Annotated in this window: 22 protein-coding genes; 5 read left to right on the top strand and 17 right to left on the bottom strand. The window is 36.5% G+C overall.

The annotated features are described in order from the left end of the window. Positions 1-198: 198 nt before the first annotated feature. Positions 199-954 (bottom strand): GGDEF domain-containing protein, encoded by a 756-nt coding sequence (locus DS031_RS03920; RefSeq protein WP_245947181.1) that lies wholly within the window; start codon positions 952-954, stop codon positions 199-201. 235 nt (positions 955-1,189) lie between these two features. After that, complete coding sequence (locus DS031_RS24395; RefSeq protein WP_281269093.1) at positions 1,190-1,318, bottom strand: hypothetical protein; 129 nt, start codon at positions 1,316-1,318, stop codon at positions 1,190-1,192. A gap of 188 nt (positions 1,319-1,506) precedes the next feature. Here DS031_RS24395 and DS031_RS23470 point away from each other — a divergent pair, with 188 nt between their 5' ends. Further along, a complete protein-coding gene (locus DS031_RS23470) occupies positions 1,507-1,662 on the top strand; it encodes a hypothetical protein (RefSeq protein WP_181833001.1) in 156 nt (51 codons plus the stop codon). Positions 1,663-1,777: 115 nt separating this feature from the next. Here the strand turns inward: DS031_RS23470 and DS031_RS24025 are convergent, their stop codons facing one another. Beyond that, positions 1,778-1,927 carry a YvbH-like oligomerization domain-containing protein gene (locus DS031_RS24025; RefSeq protein ID WP_245947191.1) on the bottom strand — a complete coding sequence of 50 codons (150 nt, stop codon included), beginning with the start codon at positions 1,925-1,927 and terminating at the stop codon, positions 1,778-1,780. Then, the gene (locus DS031_RS24020) at positions 1,923-2,045 is read right to left on the bottom strand and encodes a hypothetical protein (RefSeq protein ID WP_245947179.1); all 123 of its coding nucleotides are present in this window, start codon (positions 2,043-2,045) and stop codon (positions 1,923-1,925) included. The genes DS031_RS24025 and DS031_RS24020 overlap by 5 nt, the downstream gene beginning before the upstream one ends. A gap of 191 nt (positions 2,046-2,236) precedes the next feature. On the opposite strand from DS031_RS24020, the gene DS031_RS03910 reads away from it, so the two are divergent. Then, positions 2,237-3,166: a 3'-5' exonuclease gene (locus tag DS031_RS03910; RefSeq protein ID WP_113804615.1), complete on the top strand. Its 930-nt coding sequence runs from the start codon at positions 2,237-2,239 to the stop codon at positions 3,164-3,166. A gap of 22 nt (positions 3,167-3,188) precedes the next feature. Here DS031_RS03910 and DS031_RS03905 read toward each other — a convergent pair whose 3' ends face one another. Next, on the bottom strand, positions 3,189-3,857 hold the full coding sequence (locus DS031_RS03905; RefSeq protein WP_113804614.1) for a YukJ family protein: 669 nt from the start codon (positions 3,855-3,857) through the stop codon (positions 3,189-3,191). Positions 3,858-4,115: 258 nt separating this feature from the next. Between DS031_RS03905 and DS031_RS03900 the strand changes: the two genes are divergently transcribed. Then, a complete protein-coding gene (locus DS031_RS03900; RefSeq protein ID WP_113804613.1) occupies positions 4,116-4,937 on the top strand; it encodes a Cof-type HAD-IIB family hydrolase in 822 nt (273 codons plus the stop codon). 47 nt (positions 4,938-4,984) lie between these two features. Here DS031_RS03900 and DS031_RS03895 read toward each other — a convergent pair whose 3' ends face one another. Next, positions 4,985-5,818, bottom strand: coding sequence for an STAS domain-containing protein (locus DS031_RS03895; protein ID WP_113804612.1), 834 nt, complete (start codon positions 5,816-5,818; stop codon positions 4,985-4,987). Positions 5,819-6,094: 276 nt separating this feature from the next. Between DS031_RS03895 and DS031_RS03890 the strand changes: the two genes are divergently transcribed. Further along, on the top strand, positions 6,095-6,493 hold the full coding sequence (locus DS031_RS03890) for a hypothetical protein (protein WP_245947177.1): 399 nt from the start codon (positions 6,095-6,097) through the stop codon (positions 6,491-6,493). An 81-nt stretch (positions 6,494-6,574) separates the two neighbouring features. Here DS031_RS03890 and DS031_RS03885 read toward each other — a convergent pair whose 3' ends face one another. The 4 genes from DS031_RS03885 to citZ form a co-directional block, all read right to left on the bottom strand. Next, entirely contained in the window at positions 6,575-7,240 is a 666-nt protein-coding gene (locus tag DS031_RS03885) for an adenylate kinase (RefSeq protein ID WP_113804611.1), read from the bottom strand. Between the two features lie 83 nt (positions 7,241-7,323). Then, positions 7,324-9,036, bottom strand: coding sequence for an acetate--CoA ligase (acsA, locus tag DS031_RS03880; protein WP_113804610.1), 1,713 nt, complete (start codon positions 9,034-9,036; stop codon positions 7,324-7,326). 73 nt (positions 9,037-9,109) lie between these two features. Then, the gene (locus tag DS031_RS23465) at positions 9,110-9,262 is read right to left on the bottom strand and encodes a hypothetical protein (RefSeq protein WP_181833000.1); all 153 of its coding nucleotides are present in this window, start codon (positions 9,260-9,262) and stop codon (positions 9,110-9,112) included. A 93-nt stretch (positions 9,263-9,355) separates the two neighbouring features. Further along, positions 9,356-10,495, bottom strand: coding sequence for a citrate synthase (gene citZ / locus DS031_RS03875; protein ID WP_113804609.1), 1,140 nt, complete (start codon positions 10,493-10,495; stop codon positions 9,356-9,358). Between the two features lie 125 nt (positions 10,496-10,620). Here citZ and DS031_RS03870 point away from each other — a divergent pair, with 125 nt between their 5' ends. Beyond that, positions 10,621-11,337, top strand: a complete 717-nt coding sequence (locus DS031_RS03870; RefSeq protein WP_113804608.1) for a LytR/AlgR family response regulator transcription factor — start codon at positions 10,621-10,623, stop codon at positions 11,335-11,337. A 138-nt stretch (positions 11,338-11,475) separates the two neighbouring features. Here the strand turns inward: DS031_RS03870 and DS031_RS03865 are convergent, their stop codons facing one another. From DS031_RS03865 to DS031_RS03835, 7 genes are all read right to left on the bottom strand, one after another. Next, positions 11,476-12,834, bottom strand: a complete 1,359-nt coding sequence (locus tag DS031_RS03865; RefSeq protein ID WP_181832999.1) for an MATE family efflux transporter — start codon at positions 12,832-12,834, stop codon at positions 11,476-11,478. A gap of 160 nt (positions 12,835-12,994) precedes the next feature. Further along, positions 12,995-14,395, bottom strand: a complete 1,401-nt coding sequence (locus tag DS031_RS03860) for a LysM peptidoglycan-binding domain-containing protein (protein ID WP_113804606.1) — start codon at positions 14,393-14,395, stop codon at positions 12,995-12,997. A gap of 85 nt (positions 14,396-14,480) precedes the next feature. Beyond that, positions 14,481-15,647, bottom strand: a complete 1,167-nt coding sequence (locus DS031_RS03855; protein WP_181832998.1) for an acyl-CoA dehydrogenase family protein — start codon at positions 15,645-15,647, stop codon at positions 14,481-14,483. A 17-nt stretch (positions 15,648-15,664) separates the two neighbouring features. Further along, positions 15,665-16,369, bottom strand: coding sequence for a PIG-L family deacetylase (locus tag DS031_RS03850; protein ID WP_113804605.1), 705 nt, complete (start codon positions 16,367-16,369; stop codon positions 15,665-15,667). A 16-nt stretch (positions 16,370-16,385) separates the two neighbouring features. After that, on the bottom strand, positions 16,386-16,697 hold the full coding sequence (locus tag DS031_RS03845; RefSeq protein ID WP_113804604.1) for a DUF1806 family protein: 312 nt from the start codon (positions 16,695-16,697) through the stop codon (positions 16,386-16,388). A 426-nt stretch (positions 16,698-17,123) separates the two neighbouring features. After that, entirely contained in the window at positions 17,124-17,786 is a 663-nt protein-coding gene (locus DS031_RS03840) for a bifunctional 4-hydroxy-2-oxoglutarate aldolase/2-dehydro-3-deoxy-phosphogluconate aldolase (RefSeq protein ID WP_113804603.1), read from the bottom strand. 24 nt (positions 17,787-17,810) lie between these two features. Further along, positions 17,811-18,776, bottom strand: a complete 966-nt coding sequence (locus DS031_RS03835) for a sugar kinase (protein WP_113804602.1) — start codon at positions 18,774-18,776, stop codon at positions 17,811-17,813. Positions 18,777-18,917: the final 141 nt, after the last annotated feature.

The following is an 18,917-nucleotide window of genomic DNA, read 5'->3' as shown; positions in this document are numbered from 1 at the left end:
TATTATTTCTTAAATATAAAAACTTTTATTTACAAAATAACAAACTAATGCACTTATGATAATAATAACGACTATAAATACGATCTCTAATAATTGTTCTTGTGTTTTGCTTGTAAGCCATTTTAATTTCATTTCCATACCTCTTTTATCTATCAAAAAAGGAATAACACTTTCACTTTATTGCTTGTTTAGAAAGTGTTATTTTGCACAACAAGGAGCATTTACCTCATAACAGCTTTGTTTTTGCATTTTACAAAGCTTTTTAATTCTTGTCGCTTCATTTACGACTTCCTCAATGCTGTTGAACGAACAGTTTTGATTGCTCACAACAGCAATTGAAAGTGATAAGAACGGGATTCTTTCTATTTGTCCAGAGCGGTTTTCTGCAATAATATACTGCTGTTTAAGATGTTCTTTATTATAAAACCTTTTTACTGCCTCATCGAAATCTTTAATAACAGCACTGCAAAGCGTTTCGTATTCACAATCATTTAAAATCGCAATAAAGTCATCCCCACCGATATGACCGACAAAGCAGCCAAGATGCGCAATATTCTCCTTCAATATTCTAGCTGTTTCTTGAATAATTGCATCGCCTTTTTTAAATCCGTACGTGTCATTATAAGCTTTGAATTGATCTAAATCGATATATAATACACTGAATTGTTTTTGTTGAATGGTTTGATTTAGCTTTTCATCAATAACATGATTTCCCGGCAAACCAGTGAGAGGATTCATAAAGCTAGCCATTTCAGCCTGTACTTCCGCAAATTTCATTAATAAATTGCGGATGCTCACTACACCATAATACGCTTCATTTTTTGTCACAATCACATAGTCATAAATTTCTTCTTCATTTCGGTTCATTGCAAGTTGACTCACTGTTGTAATCGTTTCATAGTAATCGACAATAAGCGGATCTACATTCATTAATAAATCAATTTCTCTTTCCATGTAAAGATTATATCCATACAGGGTACCGAGCTTTTGATAAAATTGTGTTCTCGTTATAAGAGCAATGGGCACATTATAATTAACAACAACAATTCCCTGCAGCTTAGGATTTCCGCTAAATATTTGATCAACTTCCTAGTTTTTAGCATGGAGGACGATTTAACGTTTCATACCCGATTATATGATGGCTGTCTAAATCGATGATGGGCTGAAAATAAGTAGTTAACGATTGCTTTTAAATTATTTTTTGTAATTCCATATATTTTCTATAGTCATTTAGCTGCTGTTTTCGTTTATTTTTTAAATATTTAAAATAGTTATAGTGATTATAAAGACCTAATGTAGAAAATAATGACTTACTCATATGCTCTCCTTTTATGTGGGTTACTCATACTTTTGTACTAAATATTATTCTTATTATACTTATTAATTGTTAAGGAGATATTAAGTAATTATAAAGTTTGTTAAAGAAAATTTGTTAAAACATTTCCAAACTAAATTTTATAGAAATGGTTATATTAGAAACAAATCCTTAAAGAAAGGGGATACAATATGATCACTGAAGATTATGAAGCACTTGTTCGAAATAATAATCGAGATACTTATTTAGGGTCAAGAAAGCAAAGAATAAACGGCAATAACATTACAACCGAACAACAGCAAAAAGCAGAACGACATAATAATGAAACTGTAGATACAGAAAAGTAAAAAGCATTCATCCATACGAAAAAAATCCCGCAAAGTAAAAATTCACACACTGCGGGATTCCTTTTATTTAAGGTTAAAATAAGCTTAGTCATTAATATATCGTTCAACTATATCTCTAAAACCTTTTACACCATGCTGCTTTTTTCGTATTAACAAGCCACGAAAAAGAAATTTGATTTAACTGTTTAAACTCTTCGTATAAATGACCTTTCGTACTGCTGCTGTGATTTAATGTTTTTGATGCAAGGGCTTTGCTGTGCCTAATCTATCATAATATCATGTTCACGAGAAATCTCCGCAATTTTAACAAGCGCTTTGTACAAATCTTTCAGTTCTTCAAGATGTTTTTTATGTACATCAATCGAATAATGTGTATCATTCATTTTAAACTTTATCTCAATGTCTAAATCGACTGTTCCTGCAGTTTATAAGTAAGCTTCCATTTCTTTCTATTGTATCATAGTCTTTTAAACTAGAAAAACAGATCGTATATTCGTACTTGGGAAAAATTGTTCCTTTCCTAACTACCCTCTTATTCTTTATAATTGCATGTTAGATAGAGGGGAGGATATGAATGGCTGATATTAAACAATATGTATTTTTTGATTTTGAAATGCTTTGTTCGGATCGAGGCATGGCTTACGCCGATATGGAAGCGATTCGTTTAGGTGCTGTAAAATATAATATTGAAACAGAAGAAATGGAATCCTTTGATCGTTTTATTCGTCCTAAAAATACGGCACCTTTAAGTGAATTTTGTATCAATTTAACGGGTATTCAAGACTGTGATTTAGCAGGTGCGAAAAGTTTCCAAGACGTTTTTGAGGAGTTCTTAAAATGGATTGGCGGCATAAAACGAACGCAATATTTTTCCTGGTCACCAAATGACTTATCACGTTTACAGCTGGATGCCTTAATCCATAATATTCCTCCTACGACGATTAAAAAAATTGAAAAACGTTATATTGACTTTCAAGCGATCTTTTCTAAAAGAGTGTCTAAAAATAATATGTCTGTGGAAAATGCACTCTCTCTATACGATCTACAGTTTGAAGGCGAAGCCCATCATCCAATGTATGATGCTTATAATACGTTGAGAGTTTATCTTGCTTTTTGTAATAACCCAATAAAATCTGATCTTATTATGTTAGAGAAGTTTATTTTTGCGGATAAAAAAATTGATCATATCGGACAAATGAACAGACACCTAAAGAAACAGTTTCGAAAAGATTTATCAGAACTGATAACCGCTTCGAATATTATTATTAAAATGAAAGATGCAAAAAAACTAGTAAAACGAACATATCGAATGGTTGAAAAATATGAAAACATTTTAATCAATCGTTCTGGTTTATTTGATAAGGAAATTCAACATTATGTTCGTTTATTAAGCGAATTTTACCAAGATTTAGTACAAAGTTACGAAGAACATCTCTCCTATACGTCAACAATCATGATTTTGCATGAACATATGGTACAACCACTGCGTCGGTTGTCCAGTTAACAAAATTTTAATGAAATCTCTATTAATGCATGGTTCGATGATTGCATTCTGCTGCTGTTTTTTTAGGATGACCATTATCGTCCGTACACCAAGATTGAGATTGAAATGCTAAAAAAATAGCTGTGTAGGAGCTGCTTTCAGGATAATAAATAAATATGGCACCATCTTGGTAAACCCCATTATCAGCGCGATATTTTCGTATGTTTCCCTGATTCATATGAATGTTATGAATGCCTTTTGCTTCCTTAAAATGAAAGACCCGATCTTTTTCACTGCTGCTAAATTTTGAACCAAACACATATAAAAAGGCTTTCTTTTTAACAGCATCTTTTATATGAAAATCTAGAAATTCTAACAGATCATTGTCTGCACCGGCTGCATGATGCGGTAAGATTGACATATGAGAAGCTTTAAATAAAGAATGACGAATATAGTCGATTCCTTGATTTCTTTCTAGGGGAAAATACCCGCTCTCTTTTGGAAAAGAGTGTATAACTGGGTGGAAAAAATTTTTTACGTCTAAATACAATAAGGCAGACGGATGGTCAATGGATTGAACGTTAATGGAAACACGATAATTTAATTCATTGTCCGCAATACAAAGAACTTCAAAATGAGGACTCTCCTCTTTTCTATTAAAATAAGTGCGAACAGGTCTGCACTTTAATACACCATAATGATCGACAGGCATAGTTTCTCATCCCCCCCCCTCTTATTAAATTTCAATCTTATCAACAAAATAAGGCTAAACAAATAATTGTATTATAGGTATTCCCTTTTTTCTAACATTTAAAAATCTAAAAGGAGCATATAAATATTCCTAAACCCTCTGTCCTCTTCCTTATCCACATATTAACCAGGCTTCATAGTATTTAAATCTAGTTCGCTCTTTCAACCATTTTATAGTAGAATGATAAAATAGAATTTAATAGAGAAGGGAATTAATAAGATGTCTTATAAAATGATTGTACTTGATATGGACGACACCTTACTGCGCGATGATCACACAATTTCTGAACGTACAAAAAAAGCATTAATGGACGCACAACAATTGGGTGTTAAAGTAGTACTCGCCTCCGGACGTCCTACATATGCGATGCGCGCTGTGGCGAAAGAACTGCAATTAGAGAAGTATGGAAGCTTTATCCTTTCTTTTAACGGAGCGAAAATTACGAATTGTAAAACAGATGAAGATATTTTTTCAAGCACCTTATCACCAGAAACCGCTCATCGTTTGTATGATCTTAGCTGTCGTGAAGATGTTTGGATTCACAGCTATGTTGGCGATGTCATTGTAACAGAAGCGAATAATCACTATACAAATATTGAAGCAGATATTACAGGATTACCCATAGTAGAAGTAAGCAGTTTTGTTGTAGCTGTGACAGAGCCTGTTGTAAAAGTGTTAATGGTTGAGGCTCCTGAAAAGCTTATAGAAGTTGAAAAGAAACTGCAAAAAGAATTAGCAGGCGAACTAAGTGTGATGCGTTCTAAGCCATACTTCTTAGAGTTTACAGAAGCAGGGGTAACAAAAGGGACAAGCCTTAATCATTTAATTCAACAACTTGGAATTAAGCGTGAAGAAGTTATCGCGATGGGCGACAGCTACAATGACCTTGCAATGATTGAGTTTGCGGGTCTTGGCGTTGCGATGGGCAATGCACCTGATGATATTAAAGAAAAAGCTGATTATGTAACAGATACAAATATGAATGATGGTGTGGCAAAAGTTGTTGAAGAACTTGTTTTAAAAACAGCTTCATTAATGTAAAACATTACACCGCTAACAAGAGCCCTATTCAAGAATAGGGCTCTTTATTATTGGATGGAATTGAGGGCCTGAGCAAGAGAAAATTTAATATCAATATCTTCAAAAGAAAGTCCTAAATTTGTTGCCGTTTGGGCTATTTCTGGTCTAATCCCCGATAAGGTCGGTTTCACACCCAACAATTTTAACGCATTAATTAAGTTAAAGATTTGCTGTGCCACCATTGTATCAATAATGGCAACTCCTGATAAGTCAATAAAAAGATGAACAATTCCTTTATGAGCACAAAGATTTAATGTATTTTCTAAAATAAATTTTGTTCTCCCTGTATCCATATGACCAACCAAAGGAAGTAAGGCCACATCTTCCTTTATCATAATAACGGGTGAACTTAATTCATTTATCGTTTCCTGCTGCGCATTTAATAATGTAGAAGTGTTTTTATGATATTCTTCAATAAAAACATTCATAGAAAGATTGACAGTCTTTACAACTAAATCATACCAGAAAAAGATTTTCTCTAACTCCACTGTTTCTTTATTTAACGAGATAAATTTTTTAATATAATTTAAAACAATCTCTTGGGTTTTCATAAATTCACGAATCACATAATGAAGGGGGGTAATTAAATGTTTAGGATCTTTCGCAAGCTCCTCTGACCATTGTTTGAATTCATGAAAAAAATAATGTTCCTCTTGAATAAAAATTTTAAATAAACGGACAAAATAATCTTGATTTTGCTCCTTTAACTCCTTAATAATCGCTGGGTCTTTCGTTGAATAAACTGAATTAGGATCATGATCTTCTACTGAACTGTACCAATCTTCGGTTAACTGCCATGAATTTTCTACAAGAAAGTTATATAACTCTTGACTTCTATGCATCGTAACTACTCCTTTACATTTGGACATTGCTTAAGAAAAAGTATTGCAGTGAATAATTGATTTTCCACTACCTTACTCTTTTAGTCTATCAAATGATGTCTTTATAAATATACCTTTTTGCCTCATTCATTTCCTGCATCCTTTATGTATATATCTTCCCCTTAAAAATTCGACATCGGAACATATCCATGTTGATTTTGAAAAATTAAGGTGAATCTATATAGTGATATACGACGCATTAATTTTATGTAACCCTCTGTCTTCTAGGTGAATATCATGGATGTGAAAGGAGATGAACAAACAATGACTGAAGAAAGAAATGGTTATTCCGGACATTATAGTCATAAAGCCCCTTTATATGATCAATGTAAAAATTACATGTTCCATCATGTAACAGCAACGACAAGCGATGGAAATACATTTGATGGAATTATTGAAGGTGTGGATCAAGATCGTGTATCAATGTTAGTTGGTGAGGATGTGATGGAGCAAGAAGGTGATAGTGGGTTTAATGAGCGGCAGTTTTACGGCGGCTATGGATTTCCCCGCCAAAGATTTCGACGTTTTAGACGTCAATTTTTCCCTCTTGCTGCATTAACTGCATTATCACTGTTCCCATACTATTATCCTTATCCATACTATCCATATCCTTACCCATACTATCCTTACTACTAATTTTATTACCTTATCCAAAGAATGATCCCCCTACCAAAATATAGGGGGATTTTTATATGAATTCGATATTTTATTAACCAATTATAATACAGCTGAACGCGAAAGATTATTTAAAATGGTTTCAATGTCAGTAAATACTTTATTAATTGGATTCGATCCATTAACCGTAAATAAACAACCCTTTCCATTATAATACTCAAGAAGAGATTGGTGCTGAATGGCGTTTACTTCAATTCGTTTTCTAACCGTTTCTTCATTATCATCACTGCGCTGAATTAATTGACCGCTGCAAGAGTTACAAACACCGATTTCTGCCGGCGGGTTAAAAATAACATGATAACTTGCGCCGCAACCTTTACAAATGCGGCGCCCTGTAATTCTCTGTACGACTTTTTCCTGCCCCACTTCAATATATATTACAGCATCAATCGTGCGGTTTAATTCCTTTAACATCTTATCCAGCTCTTCTGCCTGCACTTTAGTGCGTGGAAAGCCGTCTAATAAAAAGCCTTTCTTACAGTCTCGTTTATTAAAACGATCAAGAATTATCCCAATCATTACTTCATCAGGCACTAGATTACCAGATTCAATATGCCCTTTTGCTTCTAGACCAAGCCGTGTTTCTTCTTTTATTTTTACACGAAGCATATCTCCTGTTGAAATGTGCGGAAGGTTATATTTGGTTGAAAGATACTCTGCCTGTGTACCTTTTCCTGCTCCTGGTAGTCCCATAATTAATAGATTCATGTTTTACCTCTCCTTGTATTGTTTTATATTTACAAATAATAAGAATGAGGCGGACTCATTTGAGTCTACCTCATCAAAGTTGTTTAGTCTTCCATTGTTGATAGATCACCTGTTGGTAAATCGAGCTCCCATGCTTTTAAAACACGTCTCATAATTTTTCCGCTTCTCGTTTTTGGAAGACTGCCACGAAACTCAATTTCTCGTGGGGCTGCGTGTGCGGCAAGTCCTTTTTTTACAAAAACACGAATCTCTTCTTTTAACTCGTCCGACGGCTCATAACCATCTCGTAATGCGATAAAAGCTTTAATAATTTCCCCGCGGATTGGATCAGGTTTTCCGACCACACCTGCTTCAGCTACTGCCGGAAACTCGACTAATTTACTTTCAACTTCAAACGGTCCAACACGCTCACCTGCAGTCATAATCACATCATCGACACGGCCTTGGAACCAAAAGTAACCATCTTCATCCATATACGCAGAATCCCCTGATACATACCAATCATTTTTTAAAAAGTAAGATTCATACTTCTCTTCACGTTTCCAAATCGCTCTCATCATCGACGGCCAGCCCTTTTTAATCGCTAAATTGCCCATGCGATTTGACGGCAGTTCATTGCCTTCATCATCAACAATTGCCGCTCTTATCCCTGGAAGCGGTTTCCCCATTGAGCCTGGCTTAATTTCCATCGCAGGATAGTTACAAATAACCTGCGCTCCTGTTTCGGTCATCCACCATGTATCATGAATACGCAAATGAAAGACTTTCATCCCCCAACGCACCACTTCTGGATTTAACGGCTCCCCAACACTTAAAATATGCCTTAAAGAGTTTAAATTAAATTTTGTAACAAGTTCATCACCTGCACTCATTAACATCCGGAACGCTGTCGGGGCACTGTACCAAACGGTTACACCATATTTTTCGATTGTTCCATACCAATCTTCCGGACTAAAGCGGCCGCCGCGGATCACATTGGTAGCGCCAACCAGCCACGGTGCGAACACGCCGTAAGATGTTCCAGTTACCCAACCCGGATCAGCAGTACACCAATACACATCATCATCGTTTAAATCAAGCACCCATTTTCCAGTTTGATAATGCTGGATCATGGCATTATGGACATGATAAACACCTTTTGGTTTACCTGTTGAACCAGACGTATAATGAAGAATTAAACCATCTTCACGATCTACCCACTCAATTTGAAGCTCCTCACTCGCTGCTTCCATTTCTTTATGAAAATCAATATAAGGGCCTTCTTGCTTTACATCTTCTCCAACGAGAACAATATGCTTTAAATGTGGCAGTTCATTCACTGGTACTCGCTCTAACAGTTCAGGAGTTGTAACGAGAACTTTAGCTTCACTGTCTTCTAGACGGTCGCGAACGGCTGCTTCCATAAATGCTTCAAATAATGGACCAACGACAGCACCGAGCTTAATTGCACCAAGCATAACAAAATAAAGTTCAGGAGAGCGCGGCATAAAAATAAAGACGCGGTCACTTTTTTCCACACCTGCAGCTTCTTTAAGAAGGTTACCGGCTTTATTGGAGAGGGTCTTCATATCAGAAAACGTATATTTTTCATCTCGTACTTTATCTGAAAAATAAAGAGCCGCTTTAGTCGCTTTCTCTGATTCCGCATGGCGGTCAATGGCTTCATATGCTAAGTTCACAAGTCCTGTTTCACTCCAAGAGAAAGTTTTCTCCACTTCTGTCCAGTCAAATGAAGAATACGTGTTTTCATAGTTTTCTAGATTAAATTTTCCCTTTTTAACAGTAAGCATTTCCATTCTAAATCGTCCCCCTTAGATAGTAAATTTTCCTATGTTAAATTTAAAAATTGCCTAGTTTTATGCATCCTTGTTAATAATGTTTACATTCATGCAAAAGTGAATGTGATAATCTTTCATCAGCTGAATAGCCATATAACTTCCAACCTTCGAGCAGTTTTTCGGTCACCTCATGAATATTATCAAGTATTACTTCTTCTGTGTTACTAAACATAATATAATACATTGAAAACTCCCCCTTTTCGTATCATCACGAATTTCTCTATTTTTAAGCGGAAGGATATTTAACAAATAAATTAATCAGAAAGCGAAACAAAGCTTACATCTCTACTAATTGAGAGTCTGGACGCTCCTCAAGCGGGGTATAAGTTTGGTTTCTCGATCCTATATAATCGGCACGCGGACGAATAAGACGGTTATTTTCATACTGTTCTAAAAGGTGAGCAAGCCATCCTGATGTGCGGCTGATCGCAAAAATCGGTGTAAACAAGTCATGATTAATACCAAGACTGTGATACACAGATGCCGAGTAAAAGTCAACATTTGGAAGCAGTCCTTTTTCTTTTACAACCATTTCCTCGATTTTAACTGACATCTTATACCATTTATCTTCTCCTGTTATATCTGCTAATTTTTGCGACATTTCTCGTAAATGCTTTGCACGCGGATCGCCGTTTTTATATACGCGGTGACCAAATCCCATAATTTTTTGTTTATTTAAAAATGCCTGCTGAAGATAATTTTCCACATTACGAACTTTATTAATTTCATTCAGCATTTTCATTACGCGTTCATTTGCCCCGCCATGAAGCGGACCTTTTAATGCGCCAAGAGCAGCAGTTATACCTGAATACATGTCTGACAATGTCGCCACACAAACTCTGCCTGTAAATGTCGAAGCATTTAATTCATGATCAGCATGAAGAACAAGTGATTTATTAAATGCTTTCTCTGCGATAGGATCCGGCCTTTCTCCATTTAACATATATAAAAAGTTAGCCGCAAAGCTTAATTCTTTCTTAGGCGATAGAGGTTCTTTTCCTTCGCGAATCCGGGCATATGCTGCAGCAATAGTAGGAATCTTTGCCTGCAGTCGAATTGCTTGCCGCAATCTTGCTTCTTTTGAAGTTTCATCTGCTTCTTCATCATACATGCCTAACAGTGAGATACACGTTCTTAACACTGCCATTGGATGTGTATGATGAAGTGGTAAACTCTTTAAATTTTCAATTAACTGCCCATCAATTAAAGCGCTTTCAAATAATTCGTTTTGAAATTCTGCTAAATGTTTTGATGTTGGAAGTTTATTAAACCAAAGCAAATAAATAACTTCTTCAAACGTAGAAAAGTTTGCAAGATCATCAATGTGAAAACCGCGATATGTTAAAACACCATCAATAATGGAACTAACAGAAGATGTGGTCGCCGTAATTCCCTCTAATCCTTTATTGTTCTGCATCCCTTTCCCTCTCTTCTTTTATTTTTTTATACTGTTTGTAGTTAGTTTTATTATAGGACAGCTTGTTTTCTCTGTCTTTTATTTTCGATATATCGTCTTATTTTCCGATGAAAGGGAATATGTGGATGCAGATCATAAATACATGTTATAATAAAATTAAATATTTAGAAGGGAGAGAAAATTCTAATATTATGATGGTGCGCCAAATAACAAAATTTATTGAAGACTGGATTCCGCCTGAAGCTTCTGTGGCAGTAGCAGCAAAAGATCAATATTTGGATTATCTTTCAGGTATACATGATATTCGGATACGCCCTGGCCAATCAGTACCATCAGGAAGTATTACAGAGCGTGTATATCGTCAGAAAAGCCGGGTTGAATCGCTCGTTGATGAATCCGTATTCGGTACTCCCTATTATGGAATTGGTTATCCGATTGAAGATCAAATGGGCTTTAGCGGTGCACTCATTGTCATCCTGCCTCCGACGTATTTCTATAAAAAACAAGCTGCACTTTCTTTTTTAACGGGTAAGAAAGGTGAAATTTGGAGACCCATTCCGCTTGAAAAAATTGCTTATATTGAAAGCAACCAAAAGAAGACATGGTTTTATACAGAAGACGGGCAGTACAGTACAATTGATACACTGAAAACGCTTGAATATAAGCTGCCAAATTCATTTATTCGCATTCATCGTTCCTACATTATTAATATCTCTTTTATTAAACATATTTCCAGAGATTTATCATCTAACTTAATTGTTGCGTTAAACCATCCAGATAACAGCGAACTTCCTGTTAGTCAAACCTATGTAAATAGTGTAAGGCGTATTTTAGGATTTTGAACAAATTGAAAGGGTTTACATAAAAAGAAAAAAATGCTCTGAGAGAAGCACTTCTCAAGAGCATTTTGTTTTCCTGTGTAAAATGATCAGGTAAGCTAATACATTATTTATTTAACAATGGTTGATATTATTAACCGTTCAGCTTATATTTTTATTTATATCGATGTCAGCTTCCTTTATTTTCAAACTGTTCCAATCTCTTTTATAAAAGCGAATCATAACAGCAATACCAAAAACCGCTAAAAAGCTGTATAACGAAATCCACGCTCCCATGCTTGATAAACCAAGTACAAATGTTAACACATATGCGAGTGGAATGAAGAAAAACCAACCAAGTATTAGCGAAGTACGAAGCAGAAACGATGTATCCCCAATCCCGCGCAGGCCTCCTGCATAAAAATTTAACAGCCCATCAAACAGCTGTAAAAATGCTGAAATCATAATTAATTTTGATGCTAATGTGTATACTTCTATATCATCCGTATAAATTTTTGCAATCGGTTCTGCGAGGAAAAACTGGACAATTCCTAGTATAAATAGAAATACGCTCCCGATGATTGCTGTACCTGTTCCATATTTCTTCGCATCAAGCGGTCGTTTTTTACCAATCTCCTGTCCAACTAAAATCGTGGCTGTTGAACTAAACGCAAAAGCAGGCATAAAGCCGAAACTCATCACATTAAGCGCAATTTCATTAGCCGCTAGAGCGTTTGTACCAAGTCTTGTAACAAAAGCAGTAAACACAAACATCGCCATACTCATTGAAAATTCCTGCATTCCTAACTTACCGCTTTCTCCAAGTATCAGCTTTGATTCTGCACGATCAAAAGCAACTTTAGAACGGGTTTCATAGGCTAAGTGAAGGCGGATAAAATAAACGTAAGCACAAATTAGAAAGATTACAATCTCCCCGATTAGTAATGCATACCCTGCCCCTATTAAACCAATTTCCGGCATCCCGAAATTTCCATAAGTTAAACCTGATGTAAAAAAGATCATCAATCCATTTCCAAGGATTGCACTGATCATCGGTGTTTTCGTATCACCTATTCCGCGAAAAAATCCATGAAAAACAAAGATAAAGATAGAAAATACCATTGCAAAAAAACGAATTTGTAAATAACCCGTTCCTTGCTGAATTAACTCCTCGGAGCTCCCCATTATTCTAAAAATAGTTTCCGAAAAAAAGAGTCCAACAAATGCAATAAGTAAACAAGCAGCAATACAAAGATAAAACGCAATATAAGTGCGTTCCACACCTTTTTTCATATCATTTGCACCAAAGTTTTGAGCAACTAAATAATTAACCGTATGCCCAATCCCTGAAAATAGTGCCCATGCATTATACATAACAATGTTTGATACACCGACAATCGCAATCGCTAACGCACCAAGCTGACCAACCATAATTAAGTTAATTGTTCCTGTAACAGTCATTGAGGCAAATGAAGCAATTGATGGAATCGCAAGCAGTAAAATTTTCTTCCAATTTTTCATGATGTTTTCTTCTCCTGATTAATAAGATGTTCCATTTTATTATACTTGTTTTTCCAATATAATACTTCTTTTTTCTCTTTAATTTAAAAATAAAAGACTGACGGAAATTTTAAAAATAGTTCCGCCAGCTTAATCATTTTAATTTATTGTATTTACTTTTTTAGAACGCAAAAACATGGTTGCCGATAACCGTTGAAACTGGTTTACTTCGAAGCCAGATGCTTGATGTTTTGTCTGGATTAAAAAAGTAGAGTGAACCGTTAGTCGGATCTTCTCCGTTAGCAGCCCTTATAGCCGCTTCCATACTCTCATCATTAGGAACTGCCGAATAAATCACCCCACTTGCCGCTGGACTGAATTGATAATAGCCGTTGTTCTTTTCTAAAACCACTTCTTTTACACTGTTTGGAAATTGATCACTTTCCATCCGATTAAGGATAACGGCTCCAACAGCAATTTGACCTTCCATTGACTCTCCCCTTGCCTCGCAATAAATCATTTTCGCAAGCCATTCGATTTCCTCTTGATCGATGATACTAGATGCTGTGTTTGCAGTGGGAGCTGGTACAGCCGCTGTTCTATTTGGGACCGTTAATGTTTGACCGATGGCAAGAAAATCACTTGTTAAACCATTGTGTTGTTTAATGGCCTCAACCGTTGTTCCATATTGTTTTGCGATTCCTGACAGTGTATCTCCCGCTGAAACTTGATAAGAAGTTCCTGTCTGTTCGGTTTGCCCAGCTGACGGGGAAGCTGCTGTTCCTGAAATCGTTAAACGTTGCCCCACTCGGATGAAATCACTTGTTAAACCATTGCTTGTTTTAATGGCCTCAACCGTTGTTCCATACTTTTTCGCAATGCCTGATAACGTATCTCCTGATGAAACTTCATATGCAGTGCCTGAGCTTACAGCTTGGACAGATGATGGGGAAGCTGCTGTTCCGGGAATCGTTAAGTTTTGACCAATTTGAAGGAGATCACTAGTTAAATTGTTTTGCTGTTTAATGGCCTCAACCGTTGTTCCATATTTTGAGGCAATTGTCCATAGGGATTCCCCGCCTGAAACAAGATGTGTGTTCTCTGTTTGGCTTGCTGGTTGTGATGGAAGTGGAGCTAGTCCGTTTGGTATCATCAGCAGATCCCCTGCTCGAATCAAATCAGTCGTTAAATGGTTTGCTCCTTGAATTGCTTCAACCGTTGTTCCGTATTTTTTAGCGATTTCTGATAATGTATCACCAGGCTGAACTGTATAAGAGGTTCTATTTACCTTCTGTGAAACAGTGGGTTGTATTTTTGCGGCCGCTGCTTTTTTTGGTGTAAAGCCTGCAAAGCCAATGGATGAAAGAAGAATCGCTCCTGCCATAATTTTTGCTGCTTTTACATTTAAATTCGGTAATTTCTTTTCTATGTAGCTTAATGCTTTTTCTTCTATCGTTTGTTTAGTTTCTCTTTCAAGTATTCCTAATTCAGCTGAAAATTCCATCATCTCTTCATTAAGATAAAGAACGACTTCAATACCATCTTTCGTTTGTTTTATCATATGATGTGTGAATGGTTCCATGTAATTCACCTCCTTAGGTGTTACTATCCCCATTCTTAAATTTTTTTATAAAAAAGACCGCTTAAAAAACGGTCATTTCTTACTATTATAATTTATCTAAAGCTTTTTTGGCTAAGAGCGAGATAACCGCATCATCCATCGGTGGGTTATGTAAGCCTGCTCTCGCATCGCGATAATAACGCTGAAGTGGATTTGACTGAAACAAGCTTTGCGCTCCTGTAATTCTCATTGCTTGATCAATAACGGAAAGGGCTGTATTTACAGCAACATGTTTCGCTGCCCCCAGTTCTGCTTGCAGCTGATAACGTGTTTCCGGCTCTTCGTCCCATTTTCTAGCAATCGAATAAAGAAAATAGCGGGCATTCATAAGTTCAATCTCTAAGCTTCCAATTGCTTGCTGGACGTTTGACAGTTCACCAATTGTTCCTGAAATGCTGTTAGGCGAGTAGCTGTTTGCAAATTCGACCACATAATTTCTTGCCGCCACTGCAATTCCAAGATAACATGCCGGAATATGCAGCAGCCAGCCGCTCGCTTTACTCTTTGAACCTGCGTCTAATTCTTGGACCAGACTTTCTTCAGGAAGTATCACATTTTCTAAAATTAAATCATGACTTCCTGTTCCGCGCATCGCCATCGTATTCCACGTTTCATCAACTCGCAGTCCATCTGTTTCACGGGGCACTAAAAATTGAACAGGATCGTCTTTTCCTGATGCCGAAGCCACAACGATAAAATAGTCAAGCACCGGTGACATCGTTGTAAATGTTTTTCTGCCATTTAATACCCAATGATTACCTTCTTTTTTAGCAGTTGTTTGCATTTTTGCGCCTCGAGTTGGACTTCCAGTCATCGGTTCTGTTACAGCGCTGTTAATTAAAACACCTGCATTTACAACTTCTTTACAGAGCTTTTCATAAGTCTCCGCTTTCCAAGCTTCTTTATTTCCTAAATCCATAATAATTCCTAAATGCCAGCCAATTGATAGAGCTGTAGAAGCATCGCCCTGTGCTAACCGTTCCTGCAGTAATACAAGCTCATATAAGGAAGTACCTTCTCCACCATACTTCTTTGGAACAGTTAAGCTCGTATAGCCAGCGCTTTTTAATTCTTCAATATTTTGAAATGGAAAGCTTCCTGTTTGATCAATCTCTTCAGATCGCTCTGAAAAGCGATCTGCAAGCTCGCTTATTTTAGTAAAAAGCTGTTTTTGCCGTTCGGTTTTTACAAATAATGCATCAATAGAAGACATGCACTCACTCCTTTTTACTATGTAAATAGACTGTCTTTTTCTGATTTATCGATCTTTTCATCGCATAAAAAATACTCTTGCTTTCGAATACTTTTTATTGCCTCACTATCTGACTGCCATAACCCTGCTTCTAATTCACTTTGAGATCGATGGGCTCTTGATGCCAACATTTTTTCATAAAGGCTATCTTTCACATTTATTACTTTTATTTTCTTGTCTGTATACCCTAACTCTCCTGCTTCTAAAAGCATTTCTTCAAAGGCGATAAAATAAAGACTCGGCTTATATTTCGGTGATGTTATTTTTTGAAAAGCAAGTGTGGCAGCCTTTCCAATGGCGCAATGATCAGGATGGCCTCCGAGTTTTTCATGAAACGTTAGCAAAACTTGAGGCCGAACTTCATCAAGGATTGAAAAAATTCTTTGTACTAATATATTTTCATCTTCAAATTCAACCATTTTGTCACGAATTTCGAGAAACTTTAAGTCTAAAATACCAAGCTCTCTGCATGCAGCAATTAATTCTTGCTCACGTAACATTGGCATTGTTTCTCGATTTACAAAGGGCGGATTACCCATGCGCCGTCCCATTTCCCCTTTTGTTGCACAAATTAAAGTAATATGAACACCCTGTTTGGCATAATGTGCTAATGTACCGCCGCATATAAACGTTTCATCATCAGGATGCGCAAATACGGCGACTATTTTTCTTTTTTCCTCCATACCCTTCCTACTCCTTTCACTTACTAAAAGGAACGCTGCTTAACTGGAGTGCTGACATTAGCCGTCCGAGCGGATCATGCCCTGCTAAAAGAAGTCGTCCTTCATGATCTACTTCATAATCAGTAATTCCTTCAACACGAATCCAACCATTATGTTCAATCTTAAGTGCAATTCGATATGATTCATCTTCGGCAATAAAAGCTTTTAAAAGCGTAATATTTGCATTTCTAACAAATCCTCCTGGTATCACTTCAACATGAATATAACTATTTTTCCCAACATATTTGTTTAATTCTTTTTGGACACTCTCCTTATGAATCGGCCGCATTGACTCACTCCCTTTTAACTCTAACTAAAATTTTATATTTATCTTTTAATGATACGCTGGAATTCACCCTGTTTCAAAGATCAAGCATTAGGATATTCATACATAAAAAATAACCGTCTCTTTAAAGACGGTTATGCTTTATCATTTTTCTTATATAGTACCTAAAAATAGTTTATACAACACATCCATAAAAGTAAAACGCTTAACCTATTGATGGAAATGATTGAAAAGTGGTGCCGTTCCACTTTCCGATTATTTTAATGGGGAATTTTTTTATACGTTCGTTTCATTAGTCACATTATGCTTACTTACAACATACCACTATCTCGAAGTTTATATGCTGCTGTCTTACAATTCATATAGGTTAAGCGCTTACTTATGTTTATTATTATATAAGATTTTAAATAATTTTCAAGTTAAATCTTCTTAAACGGTTATTTGCTGCTGTCCTCTTGCTTTCTTTATATTTTCAACAAACTGTTTTGCTGTTTCAGTAAGCACTTCATAGCGACCTTCAGCAATCGCTTTTGAATTTACTAACGATCCGCCTGCTCCTACTGCAACTGCTCCGTTTTTAATAAATTGTTCCACATTATCAACGCTAACACCGCCTGTTGGCATCATCGGAATATGTCCCAATGGTCCTTGAAGGTTTTTAATGTAATTCACACCAAGAGCATCGCCTGGGAAAACTTTTAAAATATCGGCTCCTGCACTGTAAGCTTGAACAATTTCAGTTGGCGTCATTACTCCCGGAATCGATATTTTTCCGTAGCGGTTCGTTATTTCAACCGTTTCTTTATCAAAGCTTGGGGAAAAGACAAAATCAGAACCAGCATCAATTGCCGTTTTCGCTGTTTCGGCATCAAGTACTGTTCCAGCTCCAACAAGAACGCGATCACCATATGTTTCTTTTAAATCGCGAATCATTTCAAAAGCATGAGGCGTATCAACCGTAATTTCAAGTGCCCCTACACCGCCCTCTACTAACGCTTCCGCAATGTAATGAATTTGTTCTTTCTTTGGTTGACGAATAACCGCCACAAGTCCTGATTCAATTAAACGATTTAGTTTCTGCAGTTTTTCCATAATAACTATCTCTCCCTCTCTTTTTTAACGAATAACGTCTCTTTTTTCACTCGTTTGATTCATAAAGCTTTCCACTTCTTCCATTCTCGGTAATCCTTCCATATCCCCATTTACGCCAACAACCATTGCACCAATTGCATTCCCTTTACGCACTGTTTCTTGGAGCGATTCATTTCGTAAGATTCCGCTTATTATTCCAGCTGCAAAACCATCACCCGCACCAACTGGATCGACAACATGATTTACTTTAAATCCTTCCACATAACCGCTTTCATAAGCAGTTTGATAAAAAGCACCTTTACTGCCGAGCTTAATAATAACAGTTTGGTTACCACGTTGAATGAAGGCAGACGCAATTTCTTCAGGAGTTGTTTTTCCAATAATAAACTTACCCTCATCTAAACCTGGCAAAATCACATCAGCATAACTTGCAATCTCCTGCAGAACTGCTTTTGCTTTTTCCTTTCCCCAAAGCTTCATACGTATATTTGGATCAAAGACAATTTTCAAGCCGTGTTGTTTAGCGATGTTAATTGCAGCAAACACAGTTTCAAGACAGCTGTTGCTCAGTGCTGGCGTAATGCCGGTTAAGTGAAGGATTTTTGCTTGTGAAATGTATGCCTCATCTAAATCTTCAGGTTTTAACAAACTTGCCGACCCATTTTTTCGATAATAAAAAACATTGACCGCATCAGAAGAGCGCATTTCTTTAAAAAAGACGCTTGTCGGCGCTTCATCGGTAAAAAGACATGCTGATGTATCGACTCCTTCACCGCGAATCGTTTGCAAAACATAGCGACCAAACGGATCACTGCCAAGCTTACTAAACCACCCGACACGATGACCTAACCGCTGCAGACCAATCGCCATATTCGATTCTGCCCCACCAATTTGCTTTTGAAATTTATGCACATATTCAAGCGGCAGCTGCGCATCCGGCTGAAATAACACCATCGTTTCTCCAAAGGTAACAACATCTAACGATTTCAATTCTCACACCTTCTTTTTCGTCATTTTAAGAGCAACCTCACTTTATGTTCCTTAATACAGAACATTGTTCCGTGATAGGAGTATAAAAAAGAAAAAATCGATAACTATTAAACTATATTTTAATTAAAATATAAAAAGAAA

It is taken from the genome of Bacillus taeanensis, from assembly GCF_003318295.1.
Lineage (GTDB): Bacteria > Bacillota > Bacilli > Bacillales > UBA6769 > Maribacillus > Maribacillus taeanensis.
Note: the sequence above shows the minus strand (reverse complement) of the source record. Positions and strands in the feature narration are given on the sequence as shown.

Coding starts and splice junctions, on each gene's coding strand:
- DS031_RS03905 (WP_113804614.1), bottom strand. CDS start 3,857: ATGCCTGTCGATCATTATGGTGTATTAAAGTGCAGACCTGTTCGCACT.
- DS031_RS03890 (WP_245947177.1), top strand. CDS start 6,095: ATGGATGTGAAAGGAGATGAACAAACAATGACTGAAGAAAGAAATGGT.
- DS031_RS03845 (WP_113804604.1), bottom strand. CDS start 16,697: ATGCGGCCGATTCATAAGGAGAGTGTCCAAAAAGAATTAAACAAATAT.
- DS031_RS03920 (WP_245947181.1), bottom strand. CDS start 954: ATGGAAAGAGAAATTGATTTATTAATGAATGTAGATCCGCTTATTGTC.
- DS031_RS23470 (WP_181833001.1), top strand. CDS start 1,507: ATGATCACTGAAGATTATGAAGCACTTGTTCGAAATAATAATCGAGAT.
- DS031_RS03860 (WP_113804606.1), bottom strand. CDS start 14,395: ATGGAACCATTCACACATCATATGATAAAACAAACGAAAGATGGTATT.
- DS031_RS23465 (WP_181833000.1), bottom strand. CDS start 9,262: ATGTATTATATTATGTTTAGTAACACAGAAGAAGTAATACTTGATAAT.
- DS031_RS24395 (WP_281269093.1), bottom strand. CDS start 1,318: ATGAGTAAGTCATTATTTTCTACATTAGGTCTTTATAATCACTATAAC.
- DS031_RS03850 (WP_113804605.1), bottom strand. CDS start 16,369: ATGGAGGAAAAAAGAAAAATAGTCGCCGTATTTGCGCATCCTGATGAT.
- DS031_RS24020 (WP_245947179.1), bottom strand. CDS start 2,045: ATGAATGATACACATTATTCGATTGATGTACATAAAAAACATCTTGAA.
- acsA (WP_113804610.1), bottom strand. CDS start 9,036: ATGGAAATGCTTACTGTTAAAAAGGGAAAATTTAATCTAGAAAACTAT.
- DS031_RS03855 (WP_181832998.1), bottom strand. CDS start 15,647: ATGTCTTCTATTGATGCATTATTTGTAAAAACCGAACGGCAAAAACAG.
- DS031_RS03910 (WP_113804615.1), top strand. CDS start 2,237: ATGGCTGATATTAAACAATATGTATTTTTTGATTTTGAAATGCTTTGT.
- DS031_RS03870 (WP_113804608.1), top strand. CDS start 10,621: ATGCAGATCATAAATACATGTTATAATAAAATTAAATATTTAGAAGGG.
- DS031_RS03840 (WP_113804603.1), bottom strand. CDS start 17,786: ATGGAAAAACTGCAGAAACTAAATCGTTTAATTGAATCAGGACTTGTG.
- DS031_RS03865 (WP_181832999.1), bottom strand. CDS start 12,834: ATGAAAAATTGGAAGAAAATTTTACTGCTTGCGATTCCATCAATTGCT.
- DS031_RS03895 (WP_113804612.1), bottom strand. CDS start 5,818: ATGCATAGAAGTCAAGAGTTATATAACTTTCTTGTAGAAAATTCATGG.
- DS031_RS03900 (WP_113804613.1), top strand. CDS start 4,116: ATGTCTTATAAAATGATTGTACTTGATATGGACGACACCTTACTGCGC.
- citZ (WP_113804609.1), bottom strand. CDS start 10,495: ATGCAGAACAATAAAGGATTAGAGGGAATTACGGCGACCACATCTTCT.
- DS031_RS03885 (WP_113804611.1), bottom strand. CDS start 7,240: ATGAATCTATTAATTATGGGACTACCAGGAGCAGGAAAAGGTACACAG.